General features: G+C 65.3%; 15 protein-coding genes, 1 pseudogene and 1 riboswitch. Of the genes and pseudogenes, 11 read left to right on the forward strand and 5 right to left on the reverse strand.

The genetic code is table 11. The features are described 5' to 3' along the window. The first annotated feature begins 3 nt into the window (after window positions 1-3). The 4 genes from N4264_RS17395 to N4264_RS17410 all read left to right on the forward strand — a co-directional run bounded on the left by N4264_RS17395 (window position 4) and on the right by N4264_RS17410 (window position 4,444). Window positions 4-678 carry a c-type cytochrome gene (locus N4264_RS17395; protein WP_261693503.1) on the forward strand — a complete coding sequence of 225 codons (675 nt, stop codon included), beginning with the start codon at window positions 4-6 and terminating at the stop codon, window positions 676-678. A 57-nt stretch (window positions 679-735) separates the two neighbouring features. Further along, window positions 736-1,146: a plastocyanin/azurin family copper-binding protein gene (locus N4264_RS17400; protein WP_261693504.1), complete on the forward strand. Its 411-nt coding sequence runs from the start codon at window positions 736-738 to the stop codon at window positions 1,144-1,146. Between the two features lie 314 nt (window positions 1,147-1,460). After that, window positions 1,461-2,222, forward strand: coding sequence for a cupredoxin domain-containing protein (locus N4264_RS17405; RefSeq protein WP_261693505.1), 762 nt, complete (start codon window positions 1,461-1,463; stop codon window positions 2,220-2,222). A gap of 188 nt (window positions 2,223-2,410) precedes the next feature. Further along, complete coding sequence (locus tag N4264_RS17410; RefSeq protein WP_261693506.1) at window positions 2,411-4,444, forward strand: putative bifunctional diguanylate cyclase/phosphodiesterase; 2,034 nt, start codon at window positions 2,411-2,413, stop codon at window positions 4,442-4,444. Window positions 4,445-4,451: 7 nt separating this feature from the next. On the opposite strand, the gene N4264_RS17415 is transcribed toward N4264_RS17410, so the two are convergent. The 5 genes from N4264_RS17415 to N4264_RS17435 form a co-directional block, all read right to left on the reverse strand. Then, a complete protein-coding gene (locus tag N4264_RS17415) occupies window positions 4,452-5,255 on the reverse strand; it encodes a substrate-binding periplasmic protein (RefSeq protein WP_261693507.1) in 804 nt (267 codons plus the stop codon). Between the two features lie 73 nt (window positions 5,256-5,328). Next, on the reverse strand, window positions 5,329-5,760 hold the full coding sequence (locus tag N4264_RS17420) for a hypothetical protein (RefSeq protein WP_261693508.1): 432 nt from the start codon (window positions 5,758-5,760) through the stop codon (window positions 5,329-5,331). 133 nt (window positions 5,761-5,893) lie between these two features. Beyond that, entirely contained in the window at window positions 5,894-6,652 is a 759-nt protein-coding gene (locus tag N4264_RS17425; protein WP_261693509.1) for a sensor histidine kinase, read from the reverse strand. Further along, complete coding sequence (locus tag N4264_RS17430) at window positions 6,642-8,396, reverse strand: response regulator (protein WP_261693510.1); 1,755 nt, start codon at window positions 8,394-8,396, stop codon at window positions 6,642-6,644. Before N4264_RS17430 ends, N4264_RS17425 begins: the two co-directional genes overlap by 11 nt. Before the next feature lie 10 nt (window positions 8,397-8,406). Continuing rightward, a complete protein-coding gene (locus N4264_RS17435) occupies window positions 8,407-14,145 on the reverse strand; it encodes a HAMP domain-containing protein (protein ID WP_261693511.1) in 5,739 nt (1,912 codons plus the stop codon). A gap of 263 nt (window positions 14,146-14,408) precedes the next feature. Between N4264_RS17435 and N4264_RS17440 the strand changes: the two genes are divergently transcribed. From N4264_RS17440 to N4264_RS17470, 7 genes and pseudogenes are all read left to right on the forward strand, one after another. After that, on the forward strand, window positions 14,409-14,774 hold the full coding sequence (locus N4264_RS17440) for an EF-hand domain-containing protein (RefSeq protein ID WP_261693512.1): 366 nt from the start codon (window positions 14,409-14,411) through the stop codon (window positions 14,772-14,774). Between the two features lie 14 nt (window positions 14,775-14,788). After that, window positions 14,789-14,992 (forward strand): hypothetical protein, encoded by a 204-nt coding sequence (locus N4264_RS17445; protein ID WP_261693513.1) that lies wholly within the window; start codon window positions 14,789-14,791, stop codon window positions 14,990-14,992. 5 nt (window positions 14,993-14,997) lie between these two features. Continuing rightward, window positions 14,998-15,282, forward strand: a complete 285-nt coding sequence (locus N4264_RS17450; RefSeq protein ID WP_425508351.1) for a hypothetical protein — start codon at window positions 14,998-15,000, stop codon at window positions 15,280-15,282. A 75-nt stretch (window positions 15,283-15,357) separates the two neighbouring features. Next, window positions 15,358-16,128, forward strand: a complete 771-nt coding sequence (gene otsB, locus N4264_RS17455) for a trehalose-phosphatase (RefSeq protein WP_261693515.1) — start codon at window positions 15,358-15,360, stop codon at window positions 16,126-16,128. Next, window positions 16,125-17,908 (forward strand): annotated as a pseudogene (locus tag N4264_RS17460) (glycoside hydrolase family 15 protein). The gene otsB and the pseudogene N4264_RS17460 overlap by 4 nt, the downstream one beginning before the upstream one ends. Next, entirely contained in the window at window positions 17,905-19,314 is a 1,410-nt protein-coding gene (otsA, locus tag N4264_RS17465; protein ID WP_261693516.1) for an alpha,alpha-trehalose-phosphate synthase (UDP-forming), read from the forward strand. The pseudogene N4264_RS17460 and the gene otsA overlap by 4 nt, the downstream one beginning before the upstream one ends. Beyond that, window positions 19,286-20,404, forward strand: coding sequence for a mechanosensitive ion channel family protein (locus tag N4264_RS17470; RefSeq protein WP_261693517.1), 1,119 nt, complete (start codon window positions 19,286-19,288; stop codon window positions 20,402-20,404). The genes otsA and N4264_RS17470 overlap by 29 nt, the downstream gene beginning before the upstream one ends. An 18-nt stretch (window positions 20,405-20,422) precedes the next feature. Further along, window positions 20,423-20,626, forward strand: a riboswitch (cobalamin riboswitch). The last annotated feature ends 88 nt before the right edge of the window (window positions 20,627-20,714 follow it).

Genomic DNA, 20,714 nt, shown 5'->3' on the forward strand with positions numbered 1-20,714 from the left:
CCGATGAGAATGCCCGTGCACCGTGTTTTTCGATGGCCGATGGGCCTGCTGCTGATGGTTTCGGCCACGGCGTGCGTCGCCGACGATTTCCTGGACCTGCGCGCGGTCAAGCCCGTGCAGGGCGACGCTGCGCGCGGGGAAACGCTCGCGGCCACCTGCGGTGCCTGCCACGGTCCTGGCGGCAACGCCGTGATTCCTACGTTTCCGAAACTCGCCGGCCAGAAGGTCGGATACCTGTACTGGAAACTGGTGCAGTTCAAGCGCGAAGGCCGGCAGGAATCGCCTATGACGGCGCTGGTCAGCCCATTGTCGGATGCCGACATGCGCGATCTCGCCGCCTACTTTGCCAGCAGCAAGTCAGTGGCGCCGACAGCCGCGCCGAAGCCATCTACCGGCGCGACCTTGTTTCGCGACGGCGCCGCCGAGCGCGGTATTCCGCCGTGCCAGGCCTGCCATGGCGACCACGGCGAGGGCATCGATATCGCCGGCGAGCCACAGTACGCCGTGTATCCACGCCTGCAAGGCCAGCAGCCTGCCTATCTCACCCAGCGACTGACCGAGTTCCGCGACGGCAAGCGCCGCTTTACCAGTAGCGAACAGGTCATGAGCGGTGTTGCCAGGTCGCTGAGTGACGAGGACATCCGCGCCGTCTCCGACTGGCTGCCGTACGCGCAGTGACCTAAAGCGGCGGCGCGGGTGCGCCGCCAAGTCATCCCCCCTGAAAACGAGGATTCCATGCTCATTCGTTCGTCTCGCAATTGGCTCGCCGGCGCCGCCCTGCTCCTGCCAATGTCTGGCTTCGCCGCCAATCACACGATCCAGGTCGGCGGTGCCGGCGGCCAGGTCTTCGATCCACCGACGTTGAGCATCGCCGCGGGCGATACGGTCACTTTCTTTAACGCGGGCGGTTTCCACAATGTCCAATCCGATCCCGGCGCTGTCACCAGCTTCCGCTGCGCTGCGGGCTGCGACGGTGCGGGCGGCAACGGCAACCTCAGCTCCGACGCCTGGACCGCCACCGTCACCTTCAACGCGCCGGGCACCGTTGGCTACTACTGTGAAGCACACGGAGCGCCCGGCGAAGGCATGTTCGGATCCATCACCGTGAATGTACCGGTCGATCTGCAGTCATTTGATATCGAGTAGGTAGCGGTTGCATCGCCCCCTGCCGGCGGCTCTGCGCGGCACATTACGAATGTCGACGCAGATTCACCCCGGGTGAACCCTGCGGGTTCGCCCGGGCTACATAGTGCGTAGCGAATGTGTACTTTGCAGCACAAGTCCGGGTGGTCGGCGACGCGCTGGCCCGCGCCCCCAGCCCTTGCGGCGAGCACAGGCACGCCATTTCCAGCTTTACCCAATTTGCTGCCAGACCGGGCACACTCGCCCAGCAACCATTCGGCCCGCACCCGGCACTCACCGTCCGTAGCACCCCAACGGATACCCCACGGAGGAACCTCATGAACCCGCTTATTCGCCGAATCCTTGCCGGCATTGCCCTGCTCACGGCTTCGGCCTGCGCCACGGCTGCCAATCATGCCGTCCGCGTCGGTCCGGGACTGACTTTCAGCCCGGCCAATCTCACGGTCCAGGCCGGCGACACGGTGACGTTCACCAACGCCGGCGGCTTCCACAACGTCGTCGCGGACGACAACTCATTCCGCTGCGCCGCCGGCTGTGACGGCGCGGGCGGCAGTGGCGCGCCCAGTTCCAACGCCTGGTCGGCCACGGTGACCTTCAATACCGCCGGCACCAAGGGCTACTTCTGCGAAGTGCACGGCAGCCCCGGTGTCGGCATGGCCGGCCGGATCGTGGTCGAAGGCGGCGGCAATACCTTCACCATTCCGCCGGGCATCTCCGGCAACTGGTACGACCCCAACCAGAACGGACACGGCTTCCAGTTCGAAATGGTGACACCGACTGTCATGACGGCGTTCTGGTTCACCTTCGACAACAACGGTGCACCGGCCTGGATTTCCGCTGCCGGCACCATCGAAGGCAATCGCGTCGTCATGCAGGCCAATCGCCTGGGCGGCGGGCGCTTCCCGCCGAACTTCAACCCGGCCAACGTGACCACCCTGCCCTGGGGCACCCTGACCTTCACATTCACCAGCTGCACCAGCGGCCGCGTCGACTGGACGTCGACCGATCCGGCCTTCACGCCCAGCGGAAACATGACCCTGACCCGCCTGACCCAGATCAACGGGCTGGCTTGTCCATAACGATGCCACTCCCTGGCGGACGGGGGCGCCATGCTCCCGTCCGCAGAGGACTCACCAGGGCTGCCGTAAACCTTTCTGCCAGGGGAAACCGGATGCCACCCGGGCAGCCCCCTCGGTTACACTGTGGCAAAGCCGACCTGGGACGCCGCGTGGAGTCGGATCAACCACTACGACGTGACCGCCTGAGCATGCGCCTGACGCGCATCGTGCTGCTTTGGACGGTACTGATCGGCCTGGCGCTCGCCCTGATCCAGATCGCGCTCGATGCGCACACGCAGAATGCCGAACTCGACCGTTCGGCCCGCCAGGCCATGCGTGCACTGCAGCACGCGGCCGCCGAGGCCGTCTACGAGATTGACAACGACCTCGCCGCCCAGGTGCTGGATGGCCTGAGCGTCTATCCGGGTGTCTACGCCAGCACGATCGTGATGAAGCCGGACATGGTCCTGGCCAAGCGCGACGGCAGCCCGGTAACCAGCCGCTGGCGCGTAGTCACCGACCTGCTCTTCGATCCGCAGCGCAGCTATCTCGAATCCCTGCCGAACCCGCGCGGTGGTGAGCCGCTGGGTGAAATGCGCATGGACATCGATACCTATGTCGCCGGCCGAATTTTCCTCGAACGATCGCTGATCACCGCCGGCACGGCGCTGCTCTGGTCCGCCCTGGTCGGTCTGGTACTGCTGGCCGTGATCTATCGTTTCCTGACCGCGCCGCTGATGCAGCTGGCGTCGGCACTCGGGCGTGTTTCGGTCGCCAATCCCGAATCCGCGGCGGTGCCGGTGTCACCGCGCCACCAGCGCGACGAACTGGGCCACGTGGCGCGCACCATCAACGGCCTGTTCGACGCCATCCGGGAAAGCCTGGCACGCCGCGCCGAGGCCGAGGCGCGCGCCAGCTACCTGCAACAGTTCGATGACCTGACGGGCCTGGCCAATCGCCAGCTGTTCATGACCCGTCTGACACATGCGATCGCGACCGCTCCGACACGCGGTGAATCCCTCGCCCTGCTGATGCTCGACCTGCGGGCCTTCCGCGACCTGAACCAGTCCCACGGCAGTGCGCTGGGTGACGCGGTGCTGCGGGAAGTGGCGCGGCGCCTGGAATCATTCTGTCGCGGCAGCCTGTTCGTGGCGCGGCTGGTCGACGACAAATTTGCCATGCTGGTGCACGAGGGTGTCACGCGCGACACGGTGCGAGCCCTCGCCAATCGCGTGCTGGACGATCTGGCGCTGCCGATGTCGCTGGGCCACGGTCACTTCGTGCTGACCGCATGGGTCGGCGCGGCGCTTTACCCGGACGACGCGTCGTCTGCCGAGATGTTGCTGCAGAGCGCGGAAGCGGGACTTGAAATGGCCAAGCGCGAAGGCACGGACAGCGTGGGCTTCTACGACGCCATCCGGGACGACGAAACCTCGACCCGCCAGCGCTTGAGCCTCGACCTGCGCCGGCGCGAAGTCATCGACGAGCTGGAACTGGTTTTCGAACCGCTGGTCTCGGCGGGAGACGGTCAGGTAACGGCGCTGGAAGCCCTGCTGCGCTGGCGCCATCCGGAGTACGGACTGCTGCGGCCCGGCAGCTTCATCCGCCTGGCGGAAGAAAACGGAGCGATCCAGGTGATCGGCGACTGGGTGCTGCGGCACGCCTGCGCCAAGGCGGTCGCCTGGCGCCTGACGGTGCGCGACAACCTGCGCATTGCCGTCAATGTATCGGGTGCGCAACTGCGTCACGGCCATCTGGACGCGCGCATCGCCAGTGTCCTGGAAGCCACCGGGCTACCGCCCCAGAACCTCGAGCTGGAAATTACCGAAACCGCCATTGTGGACAACATCAAGATGGCGGCCGCCACGCTGCAGCGCGTCCGCGAGCTGGGGGTGGGTATCGTCATCGATGATTTCGGCACCGGCCATGCATCGCTCGGATACCTCAAGCGGCTGCCAGTAACCAAGCTCAAGATCGACATGAGCTTCGTGCGCGATGTGCTGACCGACGCCAGCGATGCAACCATCGTCCGCGCCATCGTCGGGCTGGGCCACAACCTGGGCCTGGTGGTGGCCGCCGAAGGCGTGGAAACCGCGGCGCAGCGCCGTTTCCTGCAGGACATCGGCTGCGATGTGCTCCAGGGCGGCTTGTTCGGTATTGGTATGCGGGAAACCGAGGCTCTGGCCTATGCCACCCGCTGGGCCGGCTCCACGCGCGAACTGCGGGTCGTACCGCCCCGCTGAAGCCGGCCTAGCGGCCGCCGATGCCGTGCTCGGCGCGTAGGCGAAACAGGGTTCCGTCGGCGGTGATTTCCGCAAGTCCCGCATCGCACCGGGCGCGCAGCTGGGCCATGTCTTCCGCGCGGCGCGACCAGGCGATGTACAGCGGCTTTTCTTCAATGGCCGGAGGCAGCATTTCCAGCACGCCGGGCTGCAGGCCGGTCGAATGCGCCATCAGGTATTCCGCGACGGCGCTGTCGACGAACACGAGGTCGACCCGTCCATACGCCAGCTTGCGCAGGTTCACGACATCGCTGGCGGCTTCCTCCTTGGCGAGGTAGTCGGCAGCGTCAAACGAGGGGTTGTTGAGGTAACCGCGGACGACGCCGAAGCGGTAGGACGTCAGGCTGCGCCAGGCGGCTTCCGGATCCCGGCGCGGATCCGCGCCGTAGGTGATGGCTTCGCCGCGTCGCTTGTACAGGGCGACCGGCCCACCGGGAAACCCGGCGGAAAATTCGAAATCGGCCAGGCGCGAAGCATCGTAGTACTCGGGCATCAGGCCGGCATAGTCACCGCGCACAGCCTGCAACAGCGCCCGCGCCCAGGGCAGGAAATCAATTTCCACGTCGACCGCGTGGCGTGCGCAAGCGGTACGGACCACATCCGCGGCATAGCCCTGGCGCCGCATGTTCTCACCCACATACGGAGCCCACTCAAGGCTGGCCAGCCGGGCGTACAGACGCGTTTCCCGCGGTGCAGGTGCTGCGGCGGTGTCCGGAAGGGTCCCGGCCAGCAGGCCCAGGAACCCTGCTGCCGCTAGTGCAAGACACTGCATTGGACTCGGGCGTCGGCGCATGGGCGTCATGCTAACGCGCGAGCGCCACGGCGCCTATGTTGGCAGACCGCCCCTACGGGCGGGCGCGCGGCCAGACTTGCCAGGTTCCGATCGCGTGGAACAATCCGTAGACGAGACAGATGAGCGAACTCCAGATCGCAAACGCATCGATGGCGTCGGGCTTGATGATGGCGGCCGGTACGAGGATCAGGCCACGCAGGAGATACACCGCGGAAATTCCCACCAGGGCCGTGCGCAACAAGGGAAGGCGCCGCATCAGGCCGGCGCCGGACCAGGCGTAGCAGCCCCAGCTGACCAGCACCGCCGTAATGCCGAGCGTCAGCAGGGCAGGAACCGGCGAACCCTGCTCCGCCATCGTGGCCATGCCTTCGCCCGCCCCGAAAAACCGGTACCACGCGGGGCCGCCAAGAATGCAGCCAACGTGCAGCAACGCAGCGACAAAACTCAGCACGCCGCCGACGACCAGGGCCCTGTTCTTCTTCATACGAATCGTTCCATCGAGTGGTTCAGCGGGTGCACCGTCGCGCCCGCCATTCCCGATGCTATCCCGACGCGCGACAGCCCGTGAACTGACGAATGTCATTCGCGCGTCCATCAGCGGCCGGGTACGCCGGCGCTCAGCTCTCCAAGGTACCCGTTGCCTTTGCCGGCTCGGCGGCGCCGGTGGCCGGCACGCGCAGCGGAAGGTGCATGCGCACGGTGCTCCCCTTGCCCTCGCCCTCGCTGGACACACTCAGCGAGCCGCCGTGAAGAATGGCCGCGGCCTGTGCCGTGGCAAGACCGATTCCCAGGCAACCGCCACCGAATTCCGAGGCACGGCGTTCCACACTCATCGGTTCAGTCACCACCGGCAGCAGTGCCTCGGGAATGCCGACTCCCGAATCGGTAACGGCAATGGTCACGCCGTCGCCCTGCTGGGTGACACGGATGCCGACCGTCCCGCCCGGCGGCGTGAAACGCACTGCGTTGTCGACCAGAGCGCCGAGCGCGCGGGCCAACAAGTGAAAATTACCACTCAAGTAGAAATCGGTTTCAGGCAACTCGACGTTCAGGGTGTGCCCGGCCGACGCGACCAGGCGCGAATGCGAGCCGACGACCGAATCGAGCACCATGCCGAGCTGGACGTCGCGCATCTCGATGTTCCCGCGTAACTGGGCCAGGTCGCTGATCTGCTCCACCAGGCGCAGCAGGTGCGAGATCTGCCGTTCGGCAGTGCCCAGCAGATCGCGCGAGCGGTCATCTTCCAGCGACCGCTTGAGCATCTGCACGGACATCATCAACGGCGAGATGCCATTGCGGATGTCATGCACCAGGCCCGTGAGGAATTTTGTCAGATGCGCCTCGTCCGACGCGAACGTAGGTGGCTTACCCGGCATTGGCACGATCCAGCGAAGACTTCTGGAAACTGCAGATTTGCTCAATATCGGTCAAATCGACGGGTTTGACCAGATGGAAATCAAACCCCGCCAGACGCGACCGCCGCCGGTCCTCATCCTGGCCCCAGCCGGTCAAGGCGACCAGGACGATACCGTCACCGTTAGGCGCGGCGCGCACCATTCCTGCCAGTTCCAGTCCGTTGAGCTTGGGCATGCCCACATCGAGGAAGGCGAGGTCCGGGCCGAACTCGGCCAATGCGTCCATCGCCAGCAGAGGATCATAGATCGTCCGCGTATCGTGCCCGAGCAGGTTGAGCGACAGTGCCAGGGTATCAGCTGCATCGCGGTTGTCGTCGACCACCAGGACGCGACGCTGCGGCACCTCGATCCGCAGTTGCATCGCCGGCACGTTCACCACGGTGGCTGACGGCACTTCGGCCAGCGGCAGGCGAACCTCGAATTGCGAGCCCTGCCCCGCCCCACCACTGCGCGCAGCAACGACGCCGCCGTGCATTTCCACGAGACGTTTGACCAGGGTCAGCCCGATACCCAGGCCACCCTGCGACCGCTCCAGGGATGTATCCACCTGCACGAAAAGATCAAATATGCCGTCGAGCTTCTCGGCAGGAATGCCGATACCGTTATCACAGACCGTCACGACCACCACGCCATTCTCGATGCCGGTGCGAAGCGTGATCGCGCCGCCGGTATCGGTGTACTTGCAGGCATTGCTGAGCAGGTTGCCGAACACCTGGGCCAGGCGCTGGGCATCGCCGTCGACATAGATCGGTGAATCCGGCACCTCGACCGACAGCTGGTGATTCATCGCATCCATCTGCGGCACGACCATTTCGACCGCGGCCGTCAGTGTCGTCGTCAGGTCGATGCGCTCGCGCCGCAGGTCGATCTTGTCGCGCGTGATGCGCGAAACATCGAGCAGGTCATCCACCAGGCGTACCAACTGCCGAAGCTGGCGATCGATCACTTCGGCCGCGTGGCGCGTGGCCGTGGGTTCCGCCCGCGACAGCTGCAACAGGGACAAGGCGTTGCGGATCGGCGCCAGCGGATTGCGTAGCTCGTGCGCCAGGGTGGCCAGGAATTCATCCTTGCGCCGGTCGGTCTCGCGCAGCTTTTCGGTCAGGGACAGCGACGTCTCCTGGGCCCGGCGCCGTTCGGCGACTTCGGCCTCGAGCAACTGGTTCGCCGCATAGAGTTCGGCGTTGGCGGCCGCCAGGGTTTCCGACAGTTGCTGGAATTCCAGCAGGCGCTCGGCCTGCAGCGCCATGTTGGCCTGCGTGAGGCTGGCGTTCTCGCCCGCCAGCGCCTGGTTGAGCGCCTTGAGCTCACGCCGCTTGCGGTAAAGCTCGACCAGTACGGCGATCTTGCTGCGCAGAATGTCGGGGATCACCGGCACCTGGACGTAGTCGATGGCGCCCAGCCGATAGCCCTGCAGCCGATCCAGCTCGTCGATATGCACGCCCGTGACGAAGATGATCGGCGTGCTTTCAAAGCGCGGATGCTGGTGGATCAGCTCCGCCGTTTCGAATCCGTCCATTCCCGGCATGCTGACGTCCAGCACGATCACGCCGAACTCGGCTTCCATCAGGCGCTTGAGCGCCTCCTCGCCCGAACGGGCCGAAACCAGGTTTTCCCCGAGTTCCTCGAGGATGGCTTCGTAAGCCAGCAAGCGGGCGGGCTGGTCATCGACCAGCAGGATGTTGACCTTGTCCTCGTTCACAGTCATCGATTCGTGCTCAACGGTGCAACCACTGGCGTAGCACGGACAGCAGCTGGTCCGTATTCACCGGCTTGGCCAGATAATCGGAGGCGCCCGCCTCCAGGCATTTCTCGCGATCACCCTTCATCGCCTTGGCGGTCAGTGCAACGATCGGCAACGTGCGGAAGCGCGCATCCTCACGGATCGCACGCGTGGTTTCGTAGCCGTCCATCTCCGGCATCATGATGTCCATCAGCACCAGCGAAATGTCGGGCGTGGATTGAATCATGGCAATGGCTTCCTGGCCCGTCGATGCGGTCACGACTTTCATCCCATGCCGTTCCAGCACACTCGAGAGAGCGAAGATGTTGCGCACGTCATCATCTACCACCAGCACGCGCTTGCCGATCAGTACCTCATCCGTGTCGTGCAGGCTTTCGAGCATGCGGCGCTTGGACGGCGGAAGGTCGGCGATCACACGGTGCAGGAACAAGGCTGTTTCGTCCAGCAGGCGTTCGGGCGACTGCACGCCCTTGATGACCACGCTCTTGGCGACCTTCTTCAGCTGCGCGTTCTCCGCATCGGTCAGTTCCTTGCCAGTGAAGACCACGACCGGGATATCCCGCAGACGCGTATCCTTGTGCACTTCGGCAAGGAGATCGAAGCCGGAGATATCCGGCAGGCGCAGGTCCAGCACGATGCAATCAAAGCCAGTGTCGCGCATCGCCGCCAGCGCGTCGGCGCCGCTGCCCACGCTGGTGATCTCCACGTCGTCGTGGGCGATCAATTCCACGATGCTCATGCGCTCGACATCGTTGTCCTCGACCACGAGCAGCCGTTTTGGCCGCGGCGCGACGAAATCCTTGATGCGCTCCAGGGCCGACTTCAGACCTTCGGTCGTCACCGGCTTGTTGATGAAGGAAAACGCGCCGCGCTCCAGGCCTTGCTGGCGCTCATCCTCGATGGTGACCACCTGCACCGGGATGTGGCGCGTGGCCGAATCCTGCTTGAGCCGGCTGAGCACCGTCCAGCCCAGCACATCGGGCAGGAAGATGTCGAGCGAGATCGCCGTCGGCGCATATTTGCGGGCCATCGCGATCGCCTCGGTGCCGCGCATCGCCACCAGGCCCTTGAAGCCGCGTTCGCGCGCCAGGTCGAGCATCACGCGGGCGTAGTGCGGGTCGTCCTCGACGATCAGCAGTACCGGCTCGCCTTCGACCAGGCTGGCGCGATCATCCGGTACCTCCTCCAGCCGCGGCGTCGGCAACGACGGGGCTGGCGAGGCGGCACCCAGGGACTTCTGCCGCTCGCGGTCCGTGACGGTCGGCCCCACGTAATTGAGCGGCAGGTACAGGGTGAACGTGCTGCCGATTCCAACGGCACTCTGCAGGCGGATCTCACCGCCCAGAAGATTGGCCAGCTCGCGACTGATCGCAAGACCCAGGCCGGTGCCACCGTACTTGCGCGAGGTTCCGGCGTCTGCCTGCTGGAAGGCCTCAAAGATGATGCGCTGTTTTTCCGGCGGAATACCGATGCCCGAATCGCTGACCGAGAAGGCGACGACCGTCGGCACGCGGCTGAGCACGGGGTGGTCCGGCGACCAGCCGGACTTGGCCAGGCTGACATCGAACTCGATCGTGCCCTGGTCGGTGAACTTGAAGGCGTTCGAGAGCAGGTTCTTGAGCACCTGCAGCAGGCGCTTGGGGTCGGTGCTGATCGCCGGGCCCAGGGTCGGGTCCACACGCGATACGAAGCTGAGCTTGCGACGCTCCGCTTCGTGGGCGAAGTTGCGATCCACGGTGTCGCGCAACTGGGCGAAGCCCAGCTCCTCGCTCTCGACGGTCACGGTGCCCGATTCGATCTTGGACAAGTCCAGGATGTCGCTGATCAGATTGAGCAGGTCGGTGCCGGCGCCGTGGATGGTGTTGGCGAACTCCACCTGCTTGTTCGTCAGGTTGCCTTCCACATTGTCGGCCAGCTGCTGGCCGAGGATCAGGATGCTGTTGAGCGGCGTGCGCAGCTCGTGCGACATGTTGGCGAGGAATTCGGACTTGTAGCGCGACGTCAGCGCCAGTTCGGCGGCCTTCTCTTCCAGCGCGCGACGGGCCTGCTCGATCTCGCGGTTCTTGCGCTCCACTTCCGCATTCTGCTGCGCCAGCAGCATGGCCTTCAGACCGAGTTCTTCATTGGTCTGCTGCAGCTCCTTCTGCTGCGTCTGCAGTTCGCCGGCCAGCTGCTGCGACTGGGCCAGCAGACCTTCCGTTCGCATGGTGGCTTCAATCGTGTTGAGCACGATGCCGATACTGCCGGTGAGCTGCTCCAGGAACGCCAGGTGCGACGGCGTGAACTCGCCGAGGCTTGCCAGCTCGATCACGGCCTTGACCTGGTCCTCGAACAGCACCGGCAGCACGATCACGCTGCGCGGCACTGCCATCACCAGGCCCGAGACGATACGGATGCTCTCCACGGGCACGTCCGCCAGCAGGAGGCGATGGCGAAGTTCCGCGCACTGGCCGACCAGCCCTTCGCCGATGCGATAGCGACGCGGCTCGGCGCCCGAGGCCTCGTCCGCGTAGCCGGAGATCTGCTGCAGGAAGGGTCCGTGCGAGGTGTTCTCCATGACGTACATCACGCCCTGGTGCGCTTCCACCAGAGGCGCCAGCTCCGACAGCAGCATGCGCGCCACGGTGAAGAGATCGCGCTGGCCCTGCATCATGCCGGAGAACCGGGCCAGGTTGGTCTTGAGCCAGTCCTGCTCGGTATTGCGCTCGGTCGTCGCGCGCAGATTGCCGATCATGGCGTTGATGTTGTCCTTGAGCTCCGCCACCTCGCCGCGGGCATCGACCTGGATCGAACGGGTCAGGTTGCCCTGGGTCACCGCAGTGGCTACCTCGGCGATAGCACGTACCTGGGTGGTGAGGTTGGCCGCCAGGAGGTTGACGTTGGCCGTGAGATCCTTCCAGGTACCTGCCGCGCCCGGCACGTTGGCCTGGCCGCCCAGCCGCCCCTCGACGCCGACCTCGCGCGCCACCGTGGTGACCTGCTCGGCGAAAATCGCCAGCGTGTCGGTCATGCTGTTGATCGTTTCGGCCAGCGCCGCGACTTCGCCCTTGGCTTCCACGGTGAGCTTCTGGCGCAGGTCGCCATTGGCCACGGCGGTCACCACCTTCACGATGCCACGCACCTGGTTGGTGAGGTTGGCGGCCATGACATTGACGTTGTCGGTGAGGTCCTTCCACGTGCCCGCCACGCCGGGCACGGCCGCCTGGCCACCCAGCTTGCCCTCGGTACCTACTTCACGCGCGACGCGAGTCACTTCGGCCGCGAAGCTGTTGAGCTGGTCCACCATGGTGTTGATGGTGTTCTTCAGTTCCAGAATCTCGCCCTTCACGTCCACCGCGATCTTGCGCGAGAGGTCACCGCGCGCCACGGCAGTGGCTACTTCGGCGATGTTGCGCACCTGGCCGGTGAGATTGGATGCCATCGAATTGACGTTGTCGGTCAGATCCTTCCAGGTGCCGGCCACACCCGGCACGATGGCCTGGCCGCCCAGCTTGCCCTCGGTGCCCACCTCGCGTGCGACGCGGGTCACTTCGGCCGCGAAGCCGTTGAGCTGATCGACCATCACGTTGATGGTGTTCTTCAGTTCCAGGATCTCGCCCTTCACGTCCACCGCGATCTTGCGTGACAGGTCACCACGCGCCACCGCCGTGGTCACTTCCGCGATATTGCGCACCTGGGCCGTCAGGTTCGAGGCCATCGAATTGACGTTGTCAGTGAGGTCCTTCCACACGCCTGATACACCCTTGACCTCGGCCTGCCCGCCCAGCTTGCCTTCGGTGCCGACCTCGCGCGCCACGCGCGTGACCTCGGCGGCAAAGCCGTTGAGCTGGTCGACCATCGTGTTGATGGTGTTCTTCAATTCCAGGATTTCGCCCTTCACGTCCACCGCGATCTTGCGTGAGAGGTCGCCGCGCGCCACGGCCGTGGTCACCTCCGCAATGTTGCGTACCTGCACCGTGAGATTGGTGGCCATCGCGTTGACAGAGTCGGTCAGGTCCTTCCAGGTACCCGCCACGCCGGGCACTGTCGCCTGCCCGCCGAGCTTGCCCTCGGTACCGACTTCGCGGGCCACGCGGGTGACTTCCGCCGCAAACCCGTTGAGCTGGTCCACCATGGTGTTGATGGTGTTCTTCAGCTCGAGAATTTCGCCCTGCACGTCAACGGCGATCTTGCGCGACAAATCGCCGCGTGCAACGGCCGTGGTCACTTCCGCGATGTTGCGCACCTGCGCCGTCAGGTTCGAGGCCATCGAATTGACGTTGTCGGTGAGATCTTTCCAGGTTCCACCGACACCTGGCACCTGGGCCTGGCCGCCCAGCTTGCCCTCGGTACCGACTTCACGCGCCACGCGCGTCACTTCGGAGGCGAACGAGCGCAGCTGCTCGATCATCGTGTTGAGCGTTTCTTTCAGTTCCAGGATCTCACCGCGCACGTCGACGGTGATCTTGCGCGACAGGTCGCCGTTGGCAATGGCGGTCGCGACTTCCGCAATGTTGCGCACCTGGCCGGTGAGATTGGAAGCCATGGAATTGACGTTGTCGGTGAGATCCTTCCACACGCCCGACACGCCCTTGACCTGTGCCTGCCCGCCCAGCTTGCCTTCGGTGCCGACTTCGCGCGCCACGCGCGTGACTTCCGCCGCGAAACCGTTGAGCTGGTCCACCATCGTGTTGATGGTGTTTTTCAGCTCCAGGATCTCGCCCTTCACATCCACGGTGATCTTGCGGGAAAGATCGCCGCGTGCCACGGCGGTGGTCACTTCCGCAATGTTGCGAACCTGCGAGGTCAGGTTGGTGGCCATGGCGTTGACCGAGTCGGTCAGGTCCTTCCACGTTCCCGCCACGCCCGGCACGATGGCCTGGCCGCCGAGCTTTCCGTCCGTGCCGACCTCGCGCGCCACGCGCGTGACCTCCGAGGCAAAGCCGCGCAGCTGGTCCACCATCGTATTGATGGCTTCCTTGAGCTGGAGAATTTCGCCGCGCACGTCGACGGTGATCTTGCGCGAAAGATCACCACTGGCCACGGCGATGGTCACCTCGGCAATGTTGCGCACCTGCGCCGTGAGATTGGACGCCATCTGGTTGACCGATTCGGTCAGGTCTTTCCAAACGCCGGAGACGCCCTTGACCTGCGCCTGGCCGCCCAGCTTGCCGGCGGTACCCACTTCGAGCGCGACGCGCGTCACTTCGGAGCTGAATACGCTCATCTGCTCGATCATGGTGTTCACGATCGAGGCCGAGCGCAGGAACTCTCCCTGGAGCGGTCGCCCGTCGACTTCCAGGCCAATCGTCTTGCTCAGGTCGCCGCGCGCTACGGAAGAGATGGCGCGGGTCATGCGCTCGGTCGGCCAGAGGAGATCGTCGATAAGGGTATTGACCGAGCGCTCCATCGCGCCCCAGGCGCCACGCCGGCTGGCGGCAACCACGCGTTCGCGGGTCTGGCCCTGCTTGCCGACCACCTCGCCGACGCGCGCCAGCTCTTCGGCGAGTCGACGGTTGTCGAAGATGATCTCGTTCAGCGTATCGGCGAGTTTTCCGGTCAGCCCTTCCCAATTGCCGGGCATATGCACGGAGAAATCGCCGTCGCGCACCGCCTGCATGACACGGAGCAGTTCCTGCAGTCCGTCGGGCGGTGTCATCGCAGCACCCTTCTTCACGGCCGAGGCCGTCACCGAGCGCGAAGCACGCGTGCCCGTTTTTCCTGGAGCTGTCATCTGAAGCCTCTCCGATCACCCGTACCGTTGTCCTACGATAGTCGCCTGACCTGCCTTTTGCGACTGCTTGCGCGGAGAATTTTCCTCTGGCAGGCGCGTCCATTCCATCTGCACGACGAGACCGGCAGATCGTGCGCGCTGCACGCCGCAAATCCGCGAAAACCCCGCCATTGCGCGCAATGCCGATGGCATGACGGTTGCGTGAAGAAAGGAGGGCTATCGACCCGGCAGGCGCTGCGGCCTGCGTCATTGTGGAGGTCACTATGCAACTGTCTCAGCTTATTCCCATAGTGCTGTTTTCAACGATCGGCCTTGTGCTGGTGTCAGGACCAGCCTGGGGGGATCTTCCACCACCGGTGGACCCGAAGACGCACCCGGTAGATCCGCCGGACTTCCGCCAGCCCCCGATTGCGCCGCCCAATCCGCAGCCGATCTCCAGCGAACAGAAGGAGCAGGCGCGCACGGGCAGCTTTGCCGGGCTTGATACCAATGGCGATGGCACGCTGTCGCGCTCGGAGCTGGCATTCGACGTGGCCAAGGCGAGCCGCTTCGACGCACTGGACGCCGATCGCGACGGCAAGATCAGCGAGCAGGAATGGAAGAAGAATCCCGACGCCACGCGGCGCTAGACACGGAGGTAACCATGCGCATCCACACGTCCAAGGGAGAAACCACGGCGTCCGGTCCCGGCGTGACGCCGGGCGATCCCCAGCCACAGCCGCCCGGCACGCCACCGCCCGCCCCCACCACGACGCCACCGAATCCGCCTCCCGCCGGACCGCCACCCATCACTGCACACGCACCGGTCGGTGCGGAGCCGGATGATGGCCCCAAGGGAGCACACTGATGGCCATGCTGCGGTTGCAGGTCACAGCAACCCAGGCCGAGGCGGCGGCGCTGGCCAAGTGCCTGGAGGCCATTGATGGCATCGAGCATGTGGAGGAAGTGGGCGACCTGATGCCGCACATGGATGACGCCGATTCCAGTTCAGCCGGTCTCCGCAGCGACATGGCTGAAGGCTTCTTCGCCTTCGACGTCGGTGTTCCCGACACGGACGCCGCGGAGAACGTCCGCAACGTGGTCACGCTGGCCGCGCGCGACCTGGGCATTGCCGTGGAATTTGACGATGCGATCTGACGCTGTGCGCAGCGCGGGCCACGTTCCCGCACTCCGCACAGCGCCGGCAAACCCGTCACGCAAGGGGGGCCAGGGATGTCCGCACTGACGCAACCGCTGCCGCAGGTATTGCTCGCGCCACCGGCCCATCCGCAGGCCCAGACGCGATGGGCTGTATTCCTTGATCTGGACGGAACGCTGGTTCCCTTCGCCCCCGCTCCCGACCTGGTTGTCGTGGACGAGGGACTGCGCCAGGCCGTACATGCGCTGCACCAGGCGCTGGGCGGCGCGGTCGCAATCGTGAGCGGACGGCGGCGCGCGGATCTGGTCGCCTATTTCGGCGAAACGGGGTTGCGCTTGATGGGTGAGCACGGGGCGGACGGCGCGGGCCTGCCCGCCGCGGAGATTCCCGCAAACCTGCGATCGGCACTGCATCATTACTGTGCGGCGCATCCGCCGCTGCTGGTGGAGGACAAGGGCGCCACGATCGCCGTGCACTACCGCATCTGCCCCGAGAAGGCCGATGCACTCATTGCACATATGTCAACGCTACGTGAAGAGATGGCGACACACTACGAGTTGCTACGGGGCGACCACGTCTTTGAATTCCGTCCGCGGGGCATCACCAAGGCGGCCGCCATCGCCCGCTGTATGCAGATGGATCCTTTCCGTGACCGCATACCGGTGATGGTCGGCGACGATGTCACGGACGAAGATGCGTTCGCCGAGGTGCAGGTCGGCGGGGGCTTCGGCATTATCGTAGGGCCGCGTCGCCCGACGCTGGCGGAGTTCGCCCTGCCTGACCCGCGCGCCACGCGGCAGTGGCTCGACAACCTCCTGTCGCATTTGCGCGAGCGTGCGGCGTGACCCGGCCGGCGTCGCTCAATCTCGGCGTGATCGGCAACGGCACGATCGCCGCGCTGATCGATGAGCACTCGCGCATCGTCTGGTGTTGTCTGCCTTATATCGATGGCGATCCGGTGTTCTGCTCACTGCTTTCACCGCTTCTTCACGAAGCGGGCTACACCGAGGTGGTGCTCGAAGGCCAGGTCGCCAGCCGCCAGTACTACGAAAAAATACGGCGATCCTGATCACCGAAATGACCGACGCCAACGGGGCCATGGTGGAAGTGCTCGACTTCTCGCCCCGTTACCGGCAGTACGGGCGCTACTACCATCCGGTGATGCTCATGCGGCAACTCCGCCCACTGTGCGGCGAGCCGCGCGTGCGCGTGCGGGTCCGGCCGCTGGTCGAGCACGGTGCCCGCATCCCCGAGCGAACCTGGGGCAGCAATCATCTGCGCTGGCTGCTGGACCAATACGTGCTGCGCCTCACCACGGATATCCCGGTCGACTTCGTGCGTGACGAGATGAGTTTCGTGCTCGACCGCGAAATCAGCCTGGTCTTCGGCCCGGACGAAACGGTTTCGGAGAACGTCGGCCGCCTCCTGCGCGACCATCTGGAACAGACCCGCCAATACTGGCATCACTGGGTGCGCAACCTGTCGGTTCCGTTCGACTGGCAGGACCAGATCATCCGCGCCGCGATCACGCTCAAGCTGTGCCAGTACGAGGGTTCCGGCGCCATCGTGGCGGCGCTCACGACGTCCATTCCCGAATGTCCCGGCAGCGTGCGCAACTGGGACTACCGCTATTGCTGGTTGCGGGACGCGGCGTTTGTCGTGCGCACGCTGAACCGGCTCGGCGCGACGCGCTCGATGGAGGAGTACCTGCGCTTCATCACCAACGTCGCCACGCACGACCACGACCTGCAGCCGCTCTACGGCATCCACTACGAACGCGAGCTGCACGAACGCGTGGGTGAACACCTCAGCGGCTACCGTGGCATGGGCCCGGTGCGGATCGGTAATGCGGCATGGATCCAGCGCCAGCACGATATCTACGGCAGCGTGCTGCTGGCCACCTCGCAGCTCTTCTTCGACCGGCGCATCATCAAGGCCGGTACCGAGGCCACCTTCCGTCGCCTGGTGCCGCTGGGCGAGACGGCATTGGCGCGCTACAACCAACCGGACGCCGGAATCTGGGAATACCGTGGCCGCGCCGAAGTGCACACCTACTCGGCCGTCATGTGCTGGGTCGCCTGCGATCGGCTGGCGCGGATCGCCGGGCACCTGGGCATGACCGAAGCGCATCACCGCTGGCGCAGCGAGGCCGACCGGATGCATCTGGAGATCCTGCGCGCCGCATGGAATCCGGCCCGCAACGCCTTCACCGGTGCATTCGGCAGCGACATGCTCGATGCGAGCGTGCTGCTGCTCAACGACGTGGGATTCGTCCGGGCCGACGACCCGCGCTACGTTGCCACGGTCGAGGCCATCGGTCGCGAACTGGCCGACGGCGACTACGTGTTCCGCTACCGCGCACCGGATGATTTCGGCCATCCGGAGACGGCATTCACGATCTGCACGTACTGGTACATCGACGCACTCGCCGCCATTGGCCGGCGCGAGGAAGCCGAACGCATTTTCCACACAATGCTTTCCCGCCTGAACCCGCTCGGCCTGCTGTCGGAAGACATGGATCCGCGCAGCGGCGAGCAGTGGGGCAACTATCCCCAGACGTACTCCCTTGTCGGCTTTATCCAGGCCGCCATGCGACTGAGCCGACGCTGGGAGGAGGTGACATGACGCGACTGGTGGTGGTTTCCAACCGGGTAGCCTTGCCCAATGAACTCAAGCCGGGCGGCCTTGCCCATGCCATGCGCTCGGCCCTGCGTGAAATCGGCGGTATCTGGTTCGGCTGGAGCGGGCGCACGACATCGCAGACCGCATCGATGGCGCAGATCCAGCGCGAGGGCAATGTCACCTTCGCCACACTGGACCTCGGCAAGCGCGACCACGAGGAGTACTACGCCGGTTTTGCCAATCGCACACTATGGCCACTTTTCCACTTTCGCCCAAGCCTGGTCGACTTCACCCGGCAGACCTGGGCCGCATACCGGCGCGTCAACGCCATCTTCGCCGAGCACCTGGCCCGCTTCATCGAGCCGGACGACCTGGTCTGGATCCACGACTACCACCTGATTCCATTGGCCAGCCTGCTGCGCGAGCGCGGTATTCGGGCCCGGCTCGGTTTTTTCCTGCATACACCTTTTCCACCACCGGAGCTGCTCAACATGCTGCCGGTACACCGCGAACTGTTCGAGGCGCTGGCCGACTATGACCTGGTCGGATTCCACACCGCCGACTACCTTCGCGCATTCCGCGACTACATCCTGCTCGAAGCCCACGGCGAGGTGAACGATACGGGCGTGATCAGCGTACGCGGGGGACGCCGCAGCTTTCGCGCCGGCGTCTTCCCCATCGGGATTGACGTACCCGAGGTCTCCAATCTTGCGGCGGCGGCGCATGCGCATCCAGGCTGCGCGCAGCTGCATGAAAGCCTGCAGGGACGTGCCCTGATGATAGGCGTTGATCGCCTGGACTATTCCAAGGGCCTGCCGGAACGTTTTCGTGCCTTTGGCCGCCTGCTGGAAGAGTATCCCGAGTTCAAGCGGCAGGTGACCTTCCTGCAGATCGCGCCGGTGTCCCGCACGGAAGTGGCCGAATACCGGCAGCTCAAGCGGGAGCTGGAACGCATCGCCGGCGGTATCAACGGACGTTTCGCCGAACCCGACTGGACGCCGGTCCGCTATCTCAACAACGCGTACCCGCACGCGGCACTCACCGGTTATTACCGGCAGGCGCGTGTCGGACTGGTCACACCACTGCGCGACGGCATGAACCTGGTGGCCAAAGAATACGTCGCCAGCCAGGATGGCGATGATCCCGGCGTGCTGGTGTTGTCGCGCTTCGCCGGCGCGGCCCGCCAGATGGGCGGCGCCATCCTGGTCAATCCGCACGACCAGGATGGCATGGTCAACGCCATGCGCGCGGCGATCACCATGCCGCTGGCCGACCGCCGCGCGCGCTGGCGGGAACTGATGGACGGCCTGGAACGCGAGGACATCACCGCCTGGCGTCGCAGCTTCCTCGCAGCCCTGGATGTCACCGCGGAGGCCCGGGATGGACGCCTGGCTGGCCTGGCTGCCTGACGGGCCGCTGTTCCAGCCGCTCGTCCTGCTGCTGGCGGGCGCTGCGGGTGCCGTCGCCTGGCGCCTGGCCGCCGCTGCTGCGCGACGCGTAGCACCGGCGGGCAGCTATTCGCGCGCTGCGATCGAGGCGATGCGCCATCCCGGGCGTGTCCTCGGTCCGATCGTCGGCATGGTCATCGTACGCACGGCGGCAAGCCTGGATCTGCCCGACGCCTCCAGCCGCATGCTCACCGTCACGTTGATCCTCGGGCTGGCCTGGAGCGCGGTGCGCCTGGTACGAAGTTTCGTGGCCTGGGTCATCTTCACGCACCCGCTCAATGTCTCCGACAACCTGTCGGCGCGCCGCATTCACACGCAGACCGAGGTGCTGGCACGGGCCGTGGTCGTGCTGATCGTCGTTCTTACCAGCGCGGCCATCCTCATGACCTTCCCCGGTGCACGCCAGTTTGGTACGAGTCTGCTGGCCTCCGCCGGGGCCGCGGGCCTGGTGATCGGTTTTGCGGCCAAGCCGGTACTGGCGAACCTGATCGCCGGTATTCAGATCGCACTGAGCCAGCCGATCCGCATCGACGATGTGGTCATCGTCGAGAAGGAATGGGGGCGGATCGAGGAAATCGGCGGAACGTATGTCGTGGTGCGGCTCTGGGATGAACGCCGGCTCGTCGTTCCCCTGAACTATTTCCTCGAACATCCGTTCGAGAACTGGACGCGAACCAATTCCTCGCTCCTGGGAACGGCGCAGATCTGGGCGGATTACCGTATAGACGTCCAGTCAGTGCGCGCGGAACTGGAGCGCATCTGCCAGGCCTCGCCCCTATGGGACAGGCGCACCTGCCTGCTGCAGGTAACCGAAGTGAGCGAGTACGCCATTGCCTTGCGCGCCCTGGTCAGCGCCGCCGATTCCGGGCGCAATTTCGACCTCCGCTGTGAGGTTCGGGAGGGTCTGGTGGCCTTTATCAACCGGCACCAGCCCCAGGCCTTGCCGCGCCGGCGCAACGAGCAGATCAGCGTGTCCGCCGCCGATCTGCCGGCCCGCGGCGCAAGCCCGGTGCCCCGCCCGATGACTACCGATGGGCAAATAACTCGCTAGCCGGCCGAAGCTCCTGTACCATCCGCGCCGCTCCACGGTGGCGGATGGGTCTTGGGCCCTGCCGCTTAAACGGGAAGCCGGTGCATATCCCGGCGCTGCCCCCGCAACGGTAAACGAGCAAACGCACGGCATGAGCCACTGGATGTGATCCGGGAAGGCGCCGCGCGGGATCAGGACGATCCACTCGTGAGTCCGGAGACCGGCCTTGGAGCGGTCCGCACGGCGGATCTGGTGGTGCTGCGGAGGGCAGCGCCGCGGCGTGCATCCTGCCCGTTCGCCCTGCGTCCTCCGCAAACCGTGTCTTGTCTTA

Source organism: Tahibacter amnicola (assembly GCF_025398735.1).
Taxonomy (GTDB): domain Bacteria; phylum Pseudomonadota; class Gammaproteobacteria; order Xanthomonadales; family Rhodanobacteraceae; genus Tahibacter; species Tahibacter amnicola.

Coding starts and splice junctions, on each gene's coding strand:
- N4264_RS17395 (WP_261693503.1), top strand. CDS start 4: ATGAGAATGCCCGTGCACCGTGTTTTTCGATGGCCGATGGGCCTGCTG.
- N4264_RS17400 (WP_261693504.1), top strand. CDS start 736: ATGCTCATTCGTTCGTCTCGCAATTGGCTCGCCGGCGCCGCCCTGCTC.
- N4264_RS17405 (WP_261693505.1), top strand. CDS start 1,461: ATGAACCCGCTTATTCGCCGAATCCTTGCCGGCATTGCCCTGCTCACG.
- N4264_RS17410 (WP_261693506.1), top strand. CDS start 2,411: ATGCGCCTGACGCGCATCGTGCTGCTTTGGACGGTACTGATCGGCCTG.
- N4264_RS17415 (WP_261693507.1), bottom strand. CDS start 5,255: ATGCAGTGTCTTGCACTAGCGGCAGCAGGGTTCCTGGGCCTGCTGGCC.
- N4264_RS17420 (WP_261693508.1), bottom strand. CDS start 5,760: ATGAAGAAGAACAGGGCCCTGGTCGTCGGCGGCGTGCTGAGTTTTGTC.
- N4264_RS17425 (WP_261693509.1), bottom strand. CDS start 6,652: ATGCCGGGTAAGCCACCTACGTTCGCGTCGGACGAGGCGCATCTGACA.
- N4264_RS17430 (WP_261693510.1), bottom strand. CDS start 8,396: ATGACTGTGAACGAGGACAAGGTCAACATCCTGCTGGTCGATGACCAG.
- N4264_RS17435 (WP_261693511.1), bottom strand. CDS start 14,145: ATGACAGCTCCAGGAAAAACGGGCACGCGTGCTTCGCGCTCGGTGACG.
- N4264_RS17440 (WP_261693512.1), top strand. CDS start 14,409: ATGCAACTGTCTCAGCTTATTCCCATAGTGCTGTTTTCAACGATCGGC.
- N4264_RS17445 (WP_261693513.1), top strand. CDS start 14,789: ATGCGCATCCACACGTCCAAGGGAGAAACCACGGCGTCCGGTCCCGGC.
- N4264_RS17450 (WP_425508351.1), top strand. CDS start 14,998: ATGCTGCGGTTGCAGGTCACAGCAACCCAGGCCGAGGCGGCGGCGCTG.
- otsB (WP_261693515.1), top strand. CDS start 15,358: ATGTCCGCACTGACGCAACCGCTGCCGCAGGTATTGCTCGCGCCACCG.
- otsA (WP_261693516.1), top strand. CDS start 17,905: ATGACGCGACTGGTGGTGGTTTCCAACCGGGTAGCCTTGCCCAATGAA.
- N4264_RS17470 (WP_261693517.1), top strand. CDS start 19,286: ATGGACGCCTGGCTGGCCTGGCTGCCTGACGGGCCGCTGTTCCAGCCG.